At 50.7% G+C, this 17,824-nt stretch carries 23 protein-coding genes and 2 tRNA genes; 11 read left to right on the forward strand and 14 right to left on the reverse strand.

Features of this window, described 5'->3' with window-relative positions:
• Window positions 1-102 precede the first annotated feature (102 nt).
• The 3 genes from ACN4EK_RS23675 to folB all read right to left on the reverse strand — a co-directional run bounded on the left by ACN4EK_RS23675 (window position 103) and on the right by folB (window position 2,782).
• Window positions 103-1,020, reverse strand: a complete 918-nt coding sequence (locus ACN4EK_RS23675; RefSeq protein WP_431660777.1) for an NAD(+) kinase — start codon at window positions 1,018-1,020, stop codon at window positions 103-105.
• Window positions 1,021-1,157: 137 nt separating this feature from the next.
• Window positions 1,158-2,144 carry an SDR family oxidoreductase gene (locus tag ACN4EK_RS23680; protein WP_431660778.1) on the reverse strand — a complete coding sequence of 329 codons (987 nt, stop codon included), beginning with the start codon at window positions 2,142-2,144 and terminating at the stop codon, window positions 1,158-1,160.
• Window positions 2,145-2,359: 215 nt separating this feature from the next.
• On the reverse strand, window positions 2,360-2,782 hold the full coding sequence (folB, locus tag ACN4EK_RS23685; protein ID WP_431660779.1) for a dihydroneopterin aldolase: 423 nt from the start codon (window positions 2,780-2,782) through the stop codon (window positions 2,360-2,362).
• Between the two features lie 61 nt (window positions 2,783-2,843).
• On the opposite strand from folB, the gene ACN4EK_RS23690 reads away from it, so the two are divergent.
• From ACN4EK_RS23690 to ACN4EK_RS23705, 4 genes are all read left to right on the forward strand, one after another.
• Window positions 2,844-2,915, forward strand: a tRNA-Gly gene (locus ACN4EK_RS23690).
• Between the two features lie 49 nt (window positions 2,916-2,964).
• Window positions 2,965-3,036 (forward strand) — tRNA-Gly (locus ACN4EK_RS23695).
• 256 nt (window positions 3,037-3,292) lie between these two features.
• Window positions 3,293-3,700: a hypothetical protein gene (locus tag ACN4EK_RS23700; protein ID WP_431660780.1), complete on the forward strand. Its 408-nt coding sequence runs from the start codon at window positions 3,293-3,295 to the stop codon at window positions 3,698-3,700.
• A 3-nt stretch (window positions 3,701-3,703) separates the two neighbouring features.
• Window positions 3,704-4,969, forward strand: coding sequence for a glutamate-5-semialdehyde dehydrogenase (locus ACN4EK_RS23705; protein WP_431660781.1), 1,266 nt, complete (start codon window positions 3,704-3,706; stop codon window positions 4,967-4,969).
• On the opposite strand, the gene ACN4EK_RS23710 is transcribed toward ACN4EK_RS23705, so the two are convergent.
• From ACN4EK_RS23710 to ndhC, 3 genes are read right to left on the reverse strand one after another with little or no spacing between them, the layout of a single operon-like run.
• Complete coding sequence (locus tag ACN4EK_RS23710; RefSeq protein WP_431660782.1) at window positions 4,966-5,508, reverse strand: NAD(P)H-quinone oxidoreductase subunit J; 543 nt, start codon at window positions 5,506-5,508, stop codon at window positions 4,966-4,968. The genes ACN4EK_RS23705 and ACN4EK_RS23710 overlap by 4 nt on opposite strands.
• Window positions 5,501-6,211 carry a photosynthetic/respiratory NAD(P)H-quinone oxidoreductase subunit K gene (gene ndhK / locus ACN4EK_RS23715; protein WP_431660783.1) on the reverse strand — a complete coding sequence of 237 codons (711 nt, stop codon included), beginning with the start codon at window positions 6,209-6,211 and terminating at the stop codon, window positions 5,501-5,503. Before ndhK ends, ACN4EK_RS23710 begins: the two co-directional genes overlap by 8 nt.
• A complete protein-coding gene (gene ndhC, locus ACN4EK_RS23720) occupies window positions 6,202-6,564 on the reverse strand; it encodes a photosynthetic/respiratory NAD(P)H-quinone oxidoreductase subunit C (RefSeq protein WP_431660809.1) in 363 nt (120 codons plus the stop codon). The genes ndhK and ndhC overlap by 10 nt, the downstream gene beginning before the upstream one ends.
• Before the next feature lie 281 nt (window positions 6,565-6,845).
• Here ndhC and ACN4EK_RS23725 point away from each other — a divergent pair, with 281 nt between their 5' ends.
• The 6 genes from ACN4EK_RS23725 (at window position 6,846) to ACN4EK_RS23750 (ending at window position 9,418) form a co-directional block, all read left to right on the forward strand.
• A complete protein-coding gene (locus ACN4EK_RS23725) occupies window positions 6,846-7,190 on the forward strand; it encodes a rubredoxin (RefSeq protein ID WP_431660784.1) in 345 nt (114 codons plus the stop codon).
• Between the two features lie 63 nt (window positions 7,191-7,253).
• A complete protein-coding gene (locus ACN4EK_RS23730; protein ID WP_431660785.1) occupies window positions 7,254-8,264 on the forward strand; it encodes a photosynthesis system II assembly factor Ycf48 in 1,011 nt (336 codons plus the stop codon).
• A gap of 345 nt (window positions 8,265-8,609) precedes the next feature.
• Window positions 8,610-8,858 carry a cytochrome b559 subunit alpha gene (gene psbE / locus ACN4EK_RS23735; protein WP_431660786.1) on the forward strand — a complete coding sequence of 83 codons (249 nt, stop codon included), beginning with the start codon at window positions 8,610-8,612 and terminating at the stop codon, window positions 8,856-8,858.
• A 21-nt stretch (window positions 8,859-8,879) separates the two neighbouring features.
• Window positions 8,880-9,014, forward strand: a complete 135-nt coding sequence (gene psbF, locus ACN4EK_RS23740) for a cytochrome b559 subunit beta (protein ID WP_431660787.1) — start codon at window positions 8,880-8,882, stop codon at window positions 9,012-9,014.
• Between the two features lie 8 nt (window positions 9,015-9,022).
• Window positions 9,023-9,145 carry a photosystem II reaction center protein L gene (locus ACN4EK_RS23745; protein ID WP_431660788.1) on the forward strand — a complete coding sequence of 41 codons (123 nt, stop codon included), beginning with the start codon at window positions 9,023-9,025 and terminating at the stop codon, window positions 9,143-9,145.
• 153 nt (window positions 9,146-9,298) lie between these two features.
• On the forward strand, window positions 9,299-9,418 hold the full coding sequence (locus ACN4EK_RS23750) for a photosystem II reaction center protein J (protein WP_431660789.1): 120 nt from the start codon (window positions 9,299-9,301) through the stop codon (window positions 9,416-9,418).
• 160 nt (window positions 9,419-9,578) lie between these two features.
• Here ACN4EK_RS23750 and ACN4EK_RS23755 read toward each other — a convergent pair whose 3' ends face one another.
• From ACN4EK_RS23755 to ACN4EK_RS23790, 8 genes are all read right to left on the reverse strand, one after another.
• A complete protein-coding gene (locus ACN4EK_RS23755; RefSeq protein ID WP_431660790.1) occupies window positions 9,579-9,695 on the reverse strand; it encodes a photosystem I reaction center subunit VIII in 117 nt (38 codons plus the stop codon).
• Between the two features lie 124 nt (window positions 9,696-9,819).
• The gene (locus tag ACN4EK_RS23760; RefSeq protein ID WP_431660791.1) at window positions 9,820-12,399 is read right to left on the reverse strand and encodes a hypothetical protein; all 2,580 of its coding nucleotides are present in this window, start codon (window positions 12,397-12,399) and stop codon (window positions 9,820-9,822) included.
• 277 nt (window positions 12,400-12,676) lie between these two features.
• Window positions 12,677-12,853, reverse strand: coding sequence for a chlorophyll a/b-binding protein (locus ACN4EK_RS23765; RefSeq protein ID WP_431660792.1), 177 nt, complete (start codon window positions 12,851-12,853; stop codon window positions 12,677-12,679).
• A gap of 313 nt (window positions 12,854-13,166) precedes the next feature.
• Window positions 13,167-13,784, reverse strand: coding sequence for a cytochrome b/b6 domain-containing protein (locus ACN4EK_RS23770; protein ID WP_431660793.1), 618 nt, complete (start codon window positions 13,782-13,784; stop codon window positions 13,167-13,169).
• Between the two features lie 39 nt (window positions 13,785-13,823).
• Window positions 13,824-14,240: a secondary thiamine-phosphate synthase enzyme YjbQ gene (locus ACN4EK_RS23775; RefSeq protein ID WP_431660794.1), complete on the reverse strand. Its 417-nt coding sequence runs from the start codon at window positions 14,238-14,240 to the stop codon at window positions 13,824-13,826.
• A 158-nt stretch (window positions 14,241-14,398) separates the two neighbouring features.
• A complete protein-coding gene (locus ACN4EK_RS23780) occupies window positions 14,399-15,043 on the reverse strand; it encodes a hypothetical protein (RefSeq protein ID WP_431660795.1) in 645 nt (214 codons plus the stop codon).
• Window positions 15,044-15,069: 26 nt separating this feature from the next.
• Window positions 15,070-15,678, reverse strand: coding sequence for a DUF3318 domain-containing protein (locus ACN4EK_RS23785; RefSeq protein WP_431660796.1), 609 nt, complete (start codon window positions 15,676-15,678; stop codon window positions 15,070-15,072).
• A gap of 66 nt (window positions 15,679-15,744) precedes the next feature.
• Window positions 15,745-16,866 (reverse strand): tocopherol cyclase family protein, encoded by a 1,122-nt coding sequence (locus ACN4EK_RS23790; protein ID WP_431660797.1) that lies wholly within the window; start codon window positions 16,864-16,866, stop codon window positions 15,745-15,747.
• Between the two features lie 403 nt (window positions 16,867-17,269).
• Here ACN4EK_RS23790 and ACN4EK_RS23795 point away from each other — a divergent pair, with 403 nt between their 5' ends.
• Window positions 17,270-17,776 carry a DinB family protein gene (locus tag ACN4EK_RS23795; protein WP_431660798.1) on the forward strand — a complete coding sequence of 169 codons (507 nt, stop codon included), beginning with the start codon at window positions 17,270-17,272 and terminating at the stop codon, window positions 17,774-17,776.
• Window positions 17,777-17,824: the final 48 nt, after the last annotated feature.

The following is a 17,824-nucleotide window of genomic DNA, read 5'->3' on the forward strand; positions in this document are numbered from 1 at the left end:
GTTGCCTGCCTGATCAAGCGGAATCGTGATTGAAAATCCTTCCGATCCATTGGCTGACAAAATCCGCCCCTGCCTAAGCTTGAACGGATTTTATTCCCCTTCCTAAGGCAATTCGACCGAAGTGGGCTTAGCGATATGGGGTAGCCCCCAACCCAGCTTTTCGCGCAACACATGGAAAAATTCCGGCGGTTTGACCCGAATAAACCGAGCCGTATGGGGCGATCGCTGAATCCGGACGCGATCTTCGGGCAATACATAACAGCCACCATTGCCATCCACCACCATCACCAAACGACTGAGATTCGCCGGGAAAATCGTCACGGGTTCCTGATTAGAAAACACCAGGGCGCGGGAAGCTAACGAATGGGGACAAATCGGCACCAGTTGCAGCACAGGCACCCCCGGCGTAATCACCGGTCCCCCCGCCGCCAGCGAGTAGGCAGTAGACCCGGTGGGAGTGGAAATAATAATGCCATCAGCCGCAATATCGACGGGAGCATGTTGTCCAATTTCCACCTCAAAGTGACACATACTGGTCAAGGGTTCGCGGTGGATCGCCATTTCGTTCAGGCAGAGGGCTTCCCAGAGTAAGAAGTCGTCGCGGAACAATTGCACCGACAACATACTGCGTTCTTCGATCTGATACTGATTGGCAAGAACGGCTTCTAGAGATTGCGGCAATTGGTTCAAGTAGGTTTCTGTCAGAAACCCCATGTGCCCGGTGTTGACGGTCAGCAGCGGAATGCCGTAGGGCGCAACTTGACGAAACGCCGATAGCACCGTCCCATCACCGCCCAGGACGATCGCAAAGGACATATCCGCATCGAATCCGGGGGGATTCAAATGATCGATCGCGCTGTGACAAACAGGTCTTTCTGGACTGGAGTAGCCCAGTAATCCCCCGATGCCGGTTGCCAGGTAAACTTCCCAACCACAGGCAATCAGCTTGTCTTGGATGTCTTGGGCGGTTTGACAAGCGATCGGTTTGATATCGTTATAAATGATGCCAGCTTTGGGCACGTTAACCGTTATGACTGAGGGGCAGATGGACAAGTATTAGGGACTATAACATCCCTGGTGGCGACTCTGAACGATCAAATGATCTCTGGATTTCGCGATCGTGGTAGCAACAACTTTTGCAGCAATTGCCAGACCATTCAAAATCTGGGGTAGGTTTTTTTCTTGCTATCGACTTTTTTCTGTTTTGCCTTTGCCTGCTCGTAATCCAGTTCGCGCAGTTTCTTGAGAATTCGATCGAAATACTCCTGCATATAGGCTTCTAGCGTTGTGGTGTCCTTTGGATCCAATCCAAACGCCGTGTAGGTATCCGTCATCGTTGCCGTGAGGGGTTTGCCGGTTGCCACCACTTCAGTAAATGCCAGACGATCGGACACATTCCAGGTCCACTGAAATACCCGAGTGACGCGACGTACCGTTTGCAGCAGATTCATGGGCACCCGGGTTACCTTCGCTTCCCGATTCGATAACCGCTCACACAGCCGAATAATTTCATCCCCACTCCAGGCGCGGGAACCCACGACAGGAAACGATCGCTGTTCGGTTTCCGGCACACTCAACGCCCGCACCGCAAATTTCGCAATATCCTGAGTATCCATATAGGCGATCGGGGAAGCATTGCCCATCACCCAAACCGCTTGCCCCTCCAGAATCGGAATGGCGTACTGACCGATTAACCCTTGCAGAAAGCCACAGGGACGCAGAATCGTATAGTTCAAACCGGATTCTGCCAAAAACTGCTCCACACAGTGCTTGATTTCCATCAACGGCACTTGGGGATACTTTTCGGCATCCAGAATTGAGAAAAAGATAAAGCGATCGACGTTAGCCGCTTTAGCCGCCTGGATTAAATTGACATTGCCCTGCCAATCGACATCTTTCACCCCCAGCGCATCCGTCGCCCGCGCTGTTGCCGCATCGATGACCGCCGTGATGCCCTCTAAGGCAGGGATCAGTGTTTCTGGCTCACACAAGTCTCCCCGTACCAGTTCCGCGCCCCATTCCTTCAAGAACGCTGCCTTTTTCATACTACGAACCAAGCAGCGTACCTGATATCCCTCATCCAACGCCCGCCGGGTTACTTGTCTACCTAATGTGCCAGTTGCACCAACCACCAATACATTCATGAGGGATTAAAGGGTAATTGTTAACTTTTCATAAGATTCTATCAGAAATCTGAGCTGGCGGAAGGCAGGTTTCGATCGAAAATCTGGGATCGATCGCCGGGTTCGGGCGAAAAAACCAGTGATCCGACCGGAGTAAATCCACCCCTGCTCAGGTCTAGAAACACTACTGGCTGGGCAATTAGAACAGATCAGTTCGCTGCTGATACCCATCCTGATCAGGCGTGTAAATTTCTTGTAACCTGGCTCCCACATTTTTCGGGTTCTACCGCTGATCGCAGAATTTCCACCGTAATCTTGCCACCAAAGTCAGGAATCGGAGCCGCTAGCTTAGTCAGCCGCACCTGCACTTGCTGCACCAATTGGGCATTTATTGAGGGTTCTGGGTATAAAACAGCATCGGCGATCGCGCTTGCCAACCGTTCCAATAAAGCAAACCGAGCCGTACTGATTAACTGCTGCACCGCCGCGATCGCCGATCGGTAGTCAAAAGTGTCCTGAAGCTGATCACTCTGTCCGGCTACAGACAAATCCAGCCACACAATCAGGTCAACCTCAAACCATTGCCCGAGGACTTGTTCCTCGGGTAATGCCCCTGTGTAGCCATAGCTGCGAATTCCAGTGAGATGAATACAATCCATTTTTGTCGAACCCCTTGACAGACTCGTTCTATTTTGACAAACTGATAATCGTCTGAAATTTGCGGGTATAGCTCAGTGGTAGAGCGCAACCTTGCCAAGGTTGATGTCGCGCGTTCGAATCGCGTTACCCGCTTCTGAATAGACTCGTTCTATTTTGACAGACGGATGCTCGTCTGAAATTTGCGGGTATAGCTCAGTGGTAGAGCGCAACCTTGCCAAGGTTGATGTCGCGCGTTCGAATCGCGTTACCCGCTTTGAAAGTCGTCTCTCATCGCTGACTCAGGTTAAATCGGCTCAGATGCCTTCGTCTGAGATGAGATTTAGGATGGGAATGGTAAGATTGCCATAAAACATTGGCAACTTGAATCAGGATAGTTACCTCTCTAAGTTGGGGAGAGGCAGTTTGGTAGGCAAATAACAGAAAAATTTGATCAACCAACTCTATGGTTACAAAGACAATAGGTTTTACTAAAACAGAGATCCAAACCAATTTTTGAATCTGTGCCGCCTGTGCAACCTCAAAAAGCTCAAAAGATTGATTTAAGCCAGGATTATCCCTGTCCCTGCCGTCGTCGAGGTCATCTGACTCCGATCGCCTTGACGGAAGCCTTTGGTTGTAATCGCTGTCAAAAAATTTTTGTGGTCGAGGAGGCAGGCTATGTCCTGGAAGAACTATCCAGCAGTTATCCCTATAAACGGGCATGGCGTTGGACGGGGCATCAGTGGGGAGTCGCGAACCCAGGACTAGGAGAAAGCTATCTGCCGATCGCCCTTTGTATTACGCTAGTGCTGTTGATTATCTGGTTACCACTGGCACTCACTTCTTCCCCCAAAGCTAGTGTGCTGTTGTGGGCGATTGTGGCGCTTTTAGTCGCCGTCCTGCCTGCTCTGATGGTTTTGCTCGCGTATAGGCGTTAACCCATGACGCTGGATTCTTTTCCCCTGGCTTCTGACCCAATCATGGCTGCCCATGCGGCCTACCAGGCCTCGATTCGTTTAGCGACCACCAAGGGTGGGGTGCGTAGTCGCGCTGTGCAATTGATGGCAGAAGCCCTGAAACAAAACCAAAACGAGATTTTGGAGGCAAATACTTTAGATCTGGAAGCCAGCCGCGAGATGGCTGTGCCTGACCTGGTATTGGATTGGTTAAAGCTAACCCCAGAACGCCTCCAGACCACGGTGCAACTATTGCAGCGACTGAGTGAACTCCCAGACCCGATCGGGCGAGTCATGACGGCAATTCATCAGGTGAATCATTGCCAAACCTACTCCCAACTGATGCCGTTAGGGGTGATTGCCTTAATTTACGAGGCATTTCCTGAATTAGCGGCGATCGCGGCGGGGCTGTGTATTAAGACGGGCAATACATTGATTCTCAAAGGTGGCAGTGAAGCCAGCAATTCCAATGCTGCGATCGCCCATGCTCTCTGGGCTGCCCTGGAGGATGCCGGACTGCCCGACGGTTGTCTGCAAGCCCTCCCGTCCGATCAGGGAGCATCGGTACGAGATTTAATTGTGCAGGATCAGTACGTGAACCTGATCATCCCCTACGGTCGTCCTAGCTTAGTGCAGCAGATTACCCGACAGGCGACGGCTCCGGTACTGCGATCGGCGATGGGCAATTGTTATCTCTACTGGTCGCCCTCCGGTAGCCTGGAAACGGTGCGCTGGATCATCTTGGACAGCCATCAGAGCGAACCGGATCCCGTCAATGCGATCGAAAAAGTGCTGATTCACCGCAATCAAAATCCGTCCTCGTTAACCATGTTATGGAACAGTTTGCGGGAGAAAGGCTTTGAACTCCGAGGTGATGTCAGTTTAGTCACCGAATTCCCTGACCTACGTCTGGCAGAGGATATTGAATGGAATCAAGCCTACCTGGCAAAAACCATTGCCTTTCGGGTGGTCGATAGTCTGGATGATGCGATTACCTGGATTAATTTGCATAGTAGCGGGCACGCTGATTGTCTGGTAACGGAGTCCTACCAGGAAAGTCGGCAGTTTGCCCTGGGGATTAACAGCGCCTCGACCTACATTAATGCCTCACCCCGCTTTTCTCGGAGTCCGAAATGGGGAGATTCGGTCTTCCTGGGGATGTCCAATCAAAAGGGTCAGCGTCGGGGGCTAATTAGCCTGGAAACGCTGACCACGATGAAATATATTGTTCAGGGTACAGAGCAGTCTTAATATGCGTCCTGCAACTCGTAAAAATCGGGGGAAATGTAATCCTTTCGCAAGGGCCAGCCAACCCAGTCTTCGGGCATCAGCAGTCGCTTCAGATTGGGATGACCTTCATAAACAATGCCATACATATCGTAGGATTCCCGTTCTTGCCAGTCGGCTCCTTTCCAGATCCAGTACACCGAGGCAACCGAGGGATTCTCCCGGGGCAGGAACACCTTCAGACGCACTTCCGGAGGACGCTCGGCATTATCCGACAGTTTCGTCAGGTGATAAAAGCTGACCAGATCCTGACCGGAACCAGCATCATACGCACCCTGACATTGCAAATAATTAAAGCCATAGGCATACAAAGCCGTCGCGATCGGAATCAAAAAGTCGCGATCGATTTTGAGCAATTCCACGCCCGAGGCATCTAAGCCCAGGAATTCATGGTCAAACCCATTGTCCGCTAACCACTTAGAGGTATTCCCCCGTTCGACGATCGCCGCGTCCGAGGCGGTAATTTCAGCCGATTCAGGCGTATTTGATGGTTGATCAGCCACGACGAGTACCCTCCTTTTCAGCCGTTAACAATGCTGGGGGAACTGGCATACCCATCGCTTCCATCAATTCCTTCGGTGGCGTTTCGCGCGTCCCCGTTTGCAGGTATTCACCCGTGAGCAAGGGGGCAGTTACCTGCATCGTATGGGTAGTGCTGTAGTAGCGGTGTTCCTGCAAGAGGTAGCCCCGCTCCTGAATCGACTCGTTGGAGATCTTCTTCCGCAGTTTGATAATGGCATCAATGATTGCCTCTGGGCGAGGAGGGCATCCCGGCAGGTAGACATCCACCGGAATCAGCTTATCGACACCACGAACGGCGGTCGGAGAATCAACACTGAACATGCCACCCGTAATTGTGCAAGCGCCCATGGCAATCACATACTTCGGTTCCGGCATTTGCTCGTAGAGGCGCACCAGCGCCGGAGCCATTTTCATCGTAATCGTGCCAGCCGTGATAATCAGGTCTGCCTGTCGGGGCGTGGAGCGCGGCACTAACCCAAAGCGATCGAAGTCAAATCGCGAGCCGATCAGGGCAGCAAATTCAATAAAACAGCAGGCTGTACCATACAGCATCGGCCACAGACTAGATAGCCGCGCCCAGTTATACAGATCATCCACGGTCGTGAGGATGACATTTTCCGACAGATCTTGAGTGACTTGTGGTCGCTCAACCGGATTCATCATCCGTTCTGAATTCATGACCATTCCAAGGCTCCTTTCCGCCACGCGTAAACCAACCCAACAACTAGGATGCCAACAAAGATCAGTGCTTCAATAAATGCCAGCAGCCCCAACCGATTAAACGCGACTGCCCAGGGATATAGAAACACTGTTTCCACATCAAAAATTACGAATATGAGCGCAAACATGTAGTAGCGGATATTGAACTGAATCCAGGCACCGCCGATCGGCTCCATACCAGATTCATAGGTAGTTCTCCGCTCGGGCCCCCGACGGCTGGGCCGCAGTAGTTTAGCGGCCGTCAGCGCTAGGGCGGGCACCAAACTACAGATCAGCAGGAAGCCTAAAAGATACTCGTAGCCACTGAGGACAAACACGGTCAATGATTACCCTTTCTCGAAGTTGCTTAACGAAGTCGTGTTACCGCTTCTTCATATTATAGAAGGCGGATCTTAACGAAATGATAGAAGTTATTGAGCTTGCGGGTGGCAAGTGGTCAATCCTTGCCTCGATCGCTGCATCATTCTACCGTTGTCTCTACTACAAACGACAGACCTAGCAAAATCTGTCCGACTGTGCATGATTGTTTATATAATTTAATAGAGTTTTCAGAATTACTCATCCTTTCCCTTACCAACCGATCACTGGACTGAAAGCAATGAGTTCTCCAACTGCTGATCCTGTGGATCCAAAAGCACTCGATCGTCATGAATGCGAAGCCTGCGGCTATATTTATGAACCCGCTAAAGGAGATAGTAAACGGCAGGTTACGGCTGGAACCCCCTTTGAGGAGCTACCACCCAACTGGCGCTGTCCAGTCTGTAGTGCGCCGAAATCCCGCTTCCGTAACATTGGTGTAACGGGTAAGGCCTCTGGGTTTGAGGAAAATCTGGGCTATGGTCTGGGAGTGAACTCCTTAACCCCAACCCAGAAGAACCTGTTAATCTTCGGGGGGCTAGCCCTGGCCTTCCTGTTCTTTCTCAGCCTGTATGGGCTGCAATAGCGGACACTGCCTCGCCGCTACCGTTACAAAACTACATTGAGACTTATTCGAGACTAACCAGTAATGCGCACTGCCACCCAATTTTTGCAACGATTTGTTTCGCTTTTAGCCGTGGCGCTGCTCTGTGTGGGCTGTGGCGGTGGGGCATATCTCCCCTCCACCGATACCAACCCCTGGCAGGTGATCACGGTGCCCACCGAGGCAAACTTACTTGACATCAGTTTTACCAGCAATCCCAAGCATGGTTGGTTAGTGGGGACAAATTCTACCCTGCTAGAAACCAACGATGGCGGGAATAGCTGGGAACCACGCACCCTGGGGCTGGATCAGTCCTACCGCCTCACTTCAGTTAGCTTTTCTGGCAATGAGGGGTGGGTAGCGGGTCAGCCGTCGATCCTGCTACATACAACGGATGCTGGTAAGTCCTGGTTACGAGTCCCCCTGAGTGAGAAATTACCCGGTTCACCGAATACCGTATTAGCGCTGGGTGACAAGTCAGCCGAAATGACCACCGACATCGGAGCAATCTACCGCACAGCCGATGGGGGTAAAACCTGGAAAGCGATGGTCGAGGAAGCCGTTGGGGTGATTCGGAATATTTCCCGATCGCCCGATGGTAAATATGTCGCTGTTTCGTCCCGTGGTAACTTCTACTCCACCTGGAAGCCCGGTCAAACCGCCTGGGAACCCCATAACCGCAATAGTTCTCGCCGGGTTCAGAATATGGGCTTTACGGCGGATGGTCGGTTGTGGATGTTGGCTCGCGGTGGACAAATTCAATTTAGTAATTTAGAGGCTGCCGAAGGCTGGGATGATCCAGTCAACCCAGAAGCCTCCACCAGTTGGGGACTACTCGATTTGGCTTACCGAACGCCGAATGAAGTTTGGGTATCTGGGGGGAGCGGCAATTTGCTCCGGAGTATTGATGGTGGGCAAACCTGGGAGAAAGACCGGGACGTGGAAAATGTGCCCTCTAACCTCTATCGGATCGTCTTCCTCAATCCCGAGAATGGTTTCATTATTGGACAGCGAGGGGTGCTGTTGAAATATCAACCCACCTCAAGCGCCGCTTAGACGATTTATGAGAATGGTTTGCCTTCTGTAAAGACATCTACCGCATAGGTTTACAGGGGATTCAGGCGGTCTCGGGGATCGATTTTCGGGCAATCCTGGTATGCAGTGCCTGAAATTGGTATTGCGATCGATCCCCAAGAATCCAATCAGCGTAAGGGGTTGAGCTAAGGCAATGGGAGGACGATCGCCGGTTGGTTGAGGCACTTGACGATCGGGGCTCAAACCCTTTGACAAACCCGTTTAACAAGCAAAGCTCCCCAGATGTCAACTTGCTTGTGAGTGGTTCAGCGCTCCCGTATGATAGAGATTAACCTTTTGTATCGTTTTGTCAGTGGAGGAATCTGCATGGCTGGTTCAACCGGAGAGCGTCCGTTTTCGGACATTATTACCAGCATTCGTTATTGGGTGATTCACAGCATCACTATCCCCGCTTTATTTATTGCGGGATGGCTGTTTGTTAGCACTGGTTTAGCCTACGATGTGTTTGGTACGCCTCGCCCGAACGAGTATTATCCCACCGGACGGCAGGTAGCTCCGATTGTGGATAATCGGTTTGAGGCGAAACAACAAATTGAGCAATTCCTGTCAAAGTAGTTTTAATTGCATTCCAACCTTATGACCAGCAATACTCCAAACCAACCCGTTTCGTACCCAATTTTTACGGTTAGATGGCTGTCAGTCCATGCTTTGGCTGTCCCCACCGTCTTCTTCTTGGGCGCGATCGCAGCAATGCAGTTTATTCAGAGGTAATCAAAGCCGTGACAGGTAAAACCCCCAATCCCAACAAGCAACCCGTTGAGTTAAACCGGACTTCACTGTATCTGGGCTTGTTGCTAATTTTCGTTCTTGGTATTCTCTTTTCCAGCTACTTCTTTAACTAAAGCTGCGTCAACTTCAGCTTGACGGATAGAAAGCAATTCGTTAAAGATTGTTTGGATCTTTCATCTTTGAAAGAATTTTGCAAGATTATTAGTTTGTGGTTTTCCGTGAGTCATGCTCACTCTATTCTTGTGCTGAGTTAGGAGGCATACATCGTGTTTAGTTCTGGGAGGATTCCGCTCTGGATCGTAGCAACCGTTGCCGGTCTGGGCGTTTTAACCATATTAGGTCTGTTCTTTTATGGCGCTTATGCTGGACTGGGTTCCTCAGTCTAGAAACGATGGCTTGCCTTCCAGGAATTGAGTGTTTGGAAGGCAGATATTCTACAAAGTTTTCCACGAAAAAACCGCTTATCTAGTAGGCAGATAGGCGGTTTTTTCATGGGTATATATTTAAGGAAATTGATTGCGATCAATCTCCTCAGTTCTGGATCAATTAAGCATCCTGTTCGATGTACAGGAATAATAGACCCATCGTTACAGCGGGCAGCAGCCAGCAAACAACGGGAATCAGGATCCAGGGTAGGAAAGAAGCTGCGTATGTACCAGTCATAATGACGTTTCCTATCTTTAGATACTTTCAAGACGGACTGTACAGAATTTACTGTGAAGTGTGTACTCCTGGCGGATTTCTAAGAATTCTTAACGATCGTAGGGGAATGTAACAACCGTTGCCTTCAGGCATCGAACTCATCCAGAGACACCAGGGGAAAGTCATCTAAGATCACCGCCTGGTCAAGGACCACCTTCCGGCTTTCCCGTTGGGTTTGAATTTCCACCGCGATCGCCTCGATCCGCACCTCTACGCTGCCCTGAGGGACGGTGAGTGGAATAATCGCTTCTAAGGCATCAAAGCCATTCGGGAAGAAGTCCATCAGCCACTGAGGCCCCGCTAAGAGCGATCGAGTTTGGCGATCGTTGACCCACAGCTTGACATAGATTCGGGGCAGTAAATTGGGCAACGTCACCCGGATATTCACGGTTTCTCCGGCGATCAACTCATCTGCCAGGATTTCTAAGATCGGCACTGGGACAGGTTCGTCCGGCAGCAAGATTAATGGATTAGGTTGTTCCGGCATTTCAGCGATCGCTTGACGAGTCAACCCACGGGAACGCCGTTGGCGACGATCGTCCACCCCTGGCTCATCATCCACAACAAACTCTGAAGCCGCGAAGTCTGTACTGATCATCGTTGCTGCTACGCTCGGCTGAGTGTTAAATGATTCTGACTTACCCACAGTTGTTTGTAAGCTCACCTTCAAATCGGTATCCGAGGCCAGGGCATTCAAGCGATTGAAAAACCGCTCCTGAAGATTCAGAGCTTGAAATGCCACCTGAACTGGAGATCGGGGTGCATCCACCCCCTCTGGAACCATATCTACATCTAATTCCCGGACAGAGAACAGTTCGGCGGTTTGCACGATCGTGGTTGGCTGTGACTGATCGATCTCAGGGTCAGTAAACGCCTCTGGCTCAGTCGCAGCGGTATCCAGATCGACTGGCGTTAAAGGATCAACTTCAGGTTCTAACTCTGCTTCTAAGGGCGATTCCAAGGTGTTCACTTCCGCCGTTAACTCATCCTCTTCCACCGACGCTACAGCCCTAAAGGTCGGTAACTCCAAGGGTTTCTTACCCACCTGCTCCGGATCAGGACGGTAGAGTTGGGGGGGCAGAATGTGACCACTCACCGAACTCAAGGTAGGAGCAACGGGTTCCGGCTCTGGCTCCGGTTCGGGCAGGGGTGGTTTTGCCAGCTTCAGAAAGGACAAATCGAGCAGCGATCGCTGTTGAGCCTCTGCTAATTCCACACTTAACTGGACGGGTAAATCCAGCATGTCTTCAGCATCCGTGTGGTTTGCCAGGGTTTGATTCACCTTTGCCCATTCCGCCATTAATTGGTCAGGATCCACCGTGACCGAGAACGGCTGACTCTTCAAGACAACCAGTTCTGCATCGGAAGCATCGGGTAACGAGCCATACAGCGCGACTTCCCCCACCAGCAAATGAGTAGTTAAGTCTCCTGGCAACCTCAAGCTAAAGCTAAACGGGAGCGCGGTGGTAAGGCAGGCAATTGATTGTCGATCGCTGCACAACAGTTCCGAGGTTTGGGGATCGCGTAAATTGATCCGTAATTCCTGCACCTTGGCTTCGGCAAATGGGATGGTTTCGGGATCTCCTTCGAGGGCAGTCAGAGAATTCAGCCAATCCGGAAATGGCTGGGCAGGCTGACTCGGCTCGGCATCAGGATTGAGTTCGATCCAACCCGATAGGGTCAACGTATCACCACAGCAAGCCGTTAAGCTTTCACAATTCAAGCGTAATTGCAGGGTAGCCACAGAGATCCATTCTGAGCTAACCGCCGGGATAGCTGGCTCAACCGCGATCGCCGGTTCAGGCTCAGAAGGCGTAACAGGCATCTCTGGGGCGACAGCTTCTGATACCAACCTGTCGGCAGATGTCATCTCGGTAGATTGTCGCCAGGACTCGGCTAATTCAGTTAAGTTGAGCCCTCGCAAGGCTTCTTCTACCACCTGATGGGAAAGCTGCTCGGTTATCTCCAGCAACCGATCCATCGAGAGTCCTAAGACCTGAGCAATTTCTAAATTCAGGCTAGCCAGATCATCGATCGACGGCATCGCTCCAGCACCCGGAGTCGTACTAGCCGCGATCGGTTCCACTGTCGCCGTATTCGGAGTTGGCAAGGCTGGGAGTTCTGGCAATCCCTCTATATCGCTCTCCAGCGACTCTTCTGGCTCAATTTCCTGGCTGGTGAGAGGGGAGGGAGGAGCAGCGATTACGGCTTCAGCGTCGGGTGCTGCCATCCCATGCAACAGAGCCGAGGCGACAGCCGGAGGAACCTGATCGACTGGGGGAACGATCGGATGCGGATCCTCTTCAATCCCAATGTTAGCTAGCACCTGCAAACGCACCGATCGTCGCCAATCTGCGCCCAGCAAATCAGCCATGACATCGGTTGAAGTACAAGTGATTTGCCAAATGCCAGATTTCAAGTGGGTATAGGGCAGAATCACCATTAACCCGTTCGGATTGGTGCGACCTGTACGCCGCTTAGACCGACGTTTAGGCGTGTCTTCATCTACCGTTAGATAGCTAATACTGATATTTACCTCAGTATTCACATAACCCGAGCGAGCCACAATGCGATAGCGTCCCTCTAAAATCTCCACATCGGGCGAATCCAGGGGCAGCCACGAGCGATCGCCTTCCTTTTGCAATAAGAAATCCCACTGTTCCATCTCAAACCTCTGCGGATGCTTCCCGCTGGATTCAGGGTCATAACACCATATTTAGTGTTGAAAAAATCAATAATGCCGCTTAAAGCCCTGGATGATACCTAAATATAGGGGATAAGTGGAATTTTTTTACATAATGTTTAACTTTGCGCTTCAGTCTACCTCAGAGACTAGAATTGAGCACTCCCCTTCATATTTCTTTACAAAAAAACGGGCTCCCGCAGGAACCCGCTCGTCACTCTAATCGTTGCTCTGGCTCTTTAAAGCATCTAGTTGGGAGTTACATCAAGCCCAGGAAGTGTAAAACCCCCTGGTTGGTAATTAACTCAGTTAACAGAGCCGCCAGGAAACCAATCATGGCGAACCGACCATTCCATAGTTCGGCTTGGGGAGTAAACCCAAACTTCCAGGAATTGCGATCTTCAGTTACGACGGGCAGTTTCTGAGTATCTTGCATAACAAACATTCCAAACATTCCTACCTACACCCGTATTGTAAACACCTGTTAAGGAAAGTGTCAAAGTATAAAGGTCAGGGAATCGAGACAGTGACTCCGATTCAGGCGTTGGAGATTGGTAACGTAGGAAACAATTACTATTTATCTGAGAAATTTTAACCGGAGCAAATAAAAATTTCCTACCGCAAACTGACCAGCAATCAATTCATGATGCCGATGACGTAAAGAGTGGAGCAATCAACGCGATCGCCCAGCCAACCCAAACAATGATTTCGACAATTCTGAGAGGAGTATTACGCTTCTTCATAATTACTTACGGCTCCCGCGAGGACTGCGATCGCTGCTGCCACCAATTCTGCGCTTGCTTGATCCAGGTTTTCGGACGATCGTCAGGACGCGATCGCACACTCAACATGGCTTGGAATAAAGCCACTCCACCGACTCTAGCCACCATAAGTAAGTGCAGCGCTACAGCAATCACCATCACCACCCAGGCAATCAGATGCACTACATACCAGGGTTGGTTGAGGTCGCCATTGGGCAACCAACGTTCCTGCATCATCCTGCCAGAAATCGCCGCAAACACCGCCGCTAGTAGCAGAGCCGTGTTAACAATCTGATGTTGGCTATAGCGACTACTAGAATGCTGAATTTGGGCAGATTGACTGAGGGAATTAGCTTGAATTAACCGGTGCTGACCAGCATGAAAACTATAGAGGGCAAACACAGGCAGGAGAAAGAAAAACCCGACTGCGATCGTGCCATGTAAATCGATCGCGCCATTGCCAGGGGGGAGAGGCAGTTTGCCAAAGCGACCATCGTAGGTGTTGTACACCCAAAATCCGGTGACGATCGCCCCTAAGATCAGCAACCCATGTAAGTTATGTAGAATCCGCAAGAGTAACGGGAGATACAATCCAGAACGTGCCATACCAACCCTATTTGTGAGGAGGATGTTTTTCTTGTTATATCAGTCTCCCGCCAGATGCACGACTAACTCGCGGGTCGAACCCTGTTGCCGATGTTCCCAGATATAAATACCCTGCCAGGTGCCCAAAACTAAGCGACCATTCGCGATCGGAATTTGCTCAGATGTACTCGTTAACGCGGTACGAATATGAGCAGGCATATCATCTGGACCTTCAGTGCTGTGAATATAGTTCTCCCACTCTGGCACTAATTTGGCAAAAAAGTTTTCCAAATCCTTCAGCACATCGGGATCCGCATTTTCCTGAATCACCAAACTGGCAGAGGTATGCCGCAAAAATAGCGAACATAGCCCAGTCCGAATCCCCGACTCCGCCACGATCGCCTGTACTTTTGCTGTCACCTTACATAAGGATTTTCCAGTCGTCGGAATTCTCAGAAATTGCTGATAGTGACTCATAGCATGATGGAATAGTTTCATACCATGCTAGTGCAAAGCCCCCTAAGGAATTCGGTGAGATTAGCAACTAAATGCCATTGACCAAAGCTAAAACCATCTGCTCCAGTCACGGTTAAATTGAGCCTGAAATAGAGAGCCAGTTTACAAGAGTCAGTGAATTAATTTTGACGCGATACGCTAGGCGGCTTTACTTCGATCGGGGCATCGCGTAATTCTGGATTGAGTGACGCGATCGGTGAACTATTTGCCATTGAAACTGCCATGTAGAGCATATTCTGGCGTTCTGGACTGGCAAAACTAACGTGGTATAGCATCTGATCCTGCTGCCACATCACCGATGAGAATAGGGATGAGGGCAAACGTTTAGCCCCTTCTAATAAATAACCGTGAACCTTATTCGTTAATGTAATGGGGCTGGCTGCCGCCTGATGCAACCTAAATTCCTGTCGCGCGATCGCAGAACTGCTATGAGCCACGGAAAATGTACCAACCAAACAGAATTGCGCCATATCCTCACAGGTATATAGCCCCACCGTTAGCCCTGGTGCTACTCCGGAGGCGAATACCCGGACTTTAAATTGTTCGATTACCTCTGAGTCGGCAGGTTCCCCGAGGCGAATTTGAGCCGGGAGGCGCATGACAAAATTGGGCGGCAGGGTTTGCCGAATTCGATCGAGATAAGGAGAGAAAACAGTGGCAGGTTTAACCGCGATCGCTGGCTCACCTAAAGCAGGTAACGGACTAGCCATAGGCAGAAGTGGCAATAATGCCACCAAACAACCAAACAGAGACGGGTAGTGCATAGGGGGCAAACAGTTTACCTCAACGGTTAACGGGGTTTCAGGTCAGATGGCACTCCGATCGCCGACAGACCAGCTAATGCCCGCAGATTTTGGCAACGCAGCAGTTCGACAAAACTTAAGCTCGGTCGTCCTTCAATGGCGGCGACTGTTTCGATCGCGGATAACAGATGACGGGCGGCTTCCGTTTCGTCATAGCCGCGTCGGAGGGCAACTTGAATGGCCGCCGCATCCGCATCGAATTCAGTCTGGGTACTGCGATAGTTACGCCAAATTTGGGTCGCCGCGATCGCACTCAGTCCACCTGCCGCAATGATACCCACCGCATCGGCTTGTACCGCTTCCACGATCGCACCGAGTAAGCCAGCCAAGACTACGCCCTGGTAGAGGTTAGGGCGAAACCAGCGAATGCCAATCAGCCAACTGACGGTTCTCAATAGCAGTAGATCCCGTTCGGGTCTGGATAGACGACTCCAGAGATCGAAATTGATCCAGATCGGACGTTCCAACATCCAGGGGAGGGGGAACGGGCTATTAATCACAACGGACTGTTCTGGTTTACTCACTAACTTGGTCATCATGCGTCCTGATGCAGGCATGATATCCAATAGACGGCGAATTTCAGGCTCCGGATTCATATAAGTTAATTCGCTTCACTCACCTGGGAGCATTGTCGCATGGGGATCAGAGGATTAACCGATATTTCAAGTTGATGCTGTCGATCGCCAAACATCATCCCAACCTTTTCCACCTGTTTCCAGTCCTGCTAAATCACTGGATGCCGCCAGGATGGGTTTACCAGTTGCACGTTCCCATAGTTCCACCGTTACCTTGCCATTGGTGGTGTCTCGGCAGGCAAACTCTAATCCTGTTGCCGTAGGGACTCGCACTAGGGTACTGGCACGATCGGTCTGCCCCACGACCCGAACTCGATAGTTGGCGTTTTCTGCCCATAGCAACCAATAGCCCCAGGGATGAATTTCCCAATGCACCTGAGCATTCCAGGGCACGAACTCATAGAACTGCCCCCGATAATGCAGCCCAATCATCGCCACCGATTCCATCCAGTGCAGCACTTTTCGTCTGCCACCACCCGCCGTTAATGCTAGATCCGGTTCCTGATCAAAGGCATTGCAATTGAGCCAGAACCATTTCTGTGGAAAGGCACCACCCCAATTTTTTTCCGCATAGGCTGGGGCACGATCGAACTGGTAGCGATCGCCATTCCATTCAATCCACCCGCTGGCTAACCCATGCGCCATCAAAATTTGCCAACCCGGTTCAAAGATCGGCAGAAAGGATAACGCGCCAGCCGTTGATTGTTGCTGCCTGGCATTGCCCCAGCCGTAGATCGGTTCTACCGCATATTGCCAACGCGCCGATTTCCCCGCCGGATCGTGTAACTTGCCTTGATGCCAGGTCGCCGTCACCTGATAACCTTCTTGAATCTGCCGATCGAATTCATCCGGTGATAAATAACCGGGGGCTTGCTGGCAAACGGTTTTGCCCCAATGTCCTAACCCCAGTTTGTCTTGCCAAGTCCAAAACGATCGCACATCGGGAAACGTGCGGCAGAGATATTGCTCATTGGCACCGAGAATTTGTGCGGCACCACCACTGTAGGGAGTACCTCCGGCTGGATCATCGATCGAATACATAAAGGCAAAGGTCTGCCCACAATCAGGCAACGTCACCCGGAAGTACCAGCCTTCAAAAAATCGCTGGGTCTGCCCCTGCCAGTGATAGCCACTGTGGGGAGTTTGCCAAGAATCAGATTGCCGTTGTAGCGATCGCATCCAGTCCATTCTCGCCGTACCACTGAACAAAACACTACAGCATGATAAAAACCAGCGGCGTGAGCTGCCCTCTGGCTAGATACTGAATATTTTCAAACATAAAAAAGTGGGTAGTGGCGGATGTAACCTTAACGGTTTTACGATCGCTGCCCTACCCGAACTCTGAGATTGGAGGAATCGATACCAGGCTGGGGATGCAATCTAGGAGGTTAACTAGAAACCCAACCACACCGTGTCTAGTACACACTTCCAGGGCGATCGCTCTGCTCTTTAAGCTTGACCTTGGCGAATGTAAACTCTTGTAAGTTAATGTAACGAAATTTTTACAGAATTGCAACCTGCGGCAGCGAGATCGAGTCGGATTAACAGAGTTAGCTACCATCTTCTATGAGCGGATCTGCCATCAACCGCTTTCTCTCAAGGGCTAGTGATCATGATTGACCATCGCTATTGCCAATTAATGACCCACTACAACCAGTGGATGAATCATAAGTTGTATGCCCTTTGTGCCGAATTATCCGATGCCGATCGCAAACACGATCGAGGTGCTTTCTTTAAATCCATTCATGGCACGTTGAATCATTTACTCTATGGTGATCGCGCCTGGATGGGTCGGTTTACCGGAGTCCCATTTCCGGGAACTGGAGTCGCACAGGAACTATATGCGGATTTTGCCGAACTCTGGCATGAACGGGATTTAACCGATCTCGCCCTGATCAAATGGGCAGATAATTTATCCGATCAGTGGCTGGCTCAACCGTTGGAATACACCAGTAGTGTTGATCGTAAAACTCGGGTGTTACCCACCTGGGTCTTAGTCACCCATTTGTTTAACCATCAAACCCATCACCGGGGACAACTGACTACATTATTAAGCCAATTAGGGTATGATCCGGGCGTAACGGATATTCCCTGGCTACCCAATTTGTACGATGATTAGCCACTGGAAATTCCCGATCGATAGTTTGACCATTCGCAACCGTGCAAT

This window comes from Pantanalinema rosaneae CENA516 (assembly GCF_050753385.1).
Taxonomy (GTDB): domain Bacteria; phylum Cyanobacteriota; class Cyanobacteriia; order Leptolyngbyales; family Leptolyngbyaceae; genus Pantanalinema; species Pantanalinema rosaneae.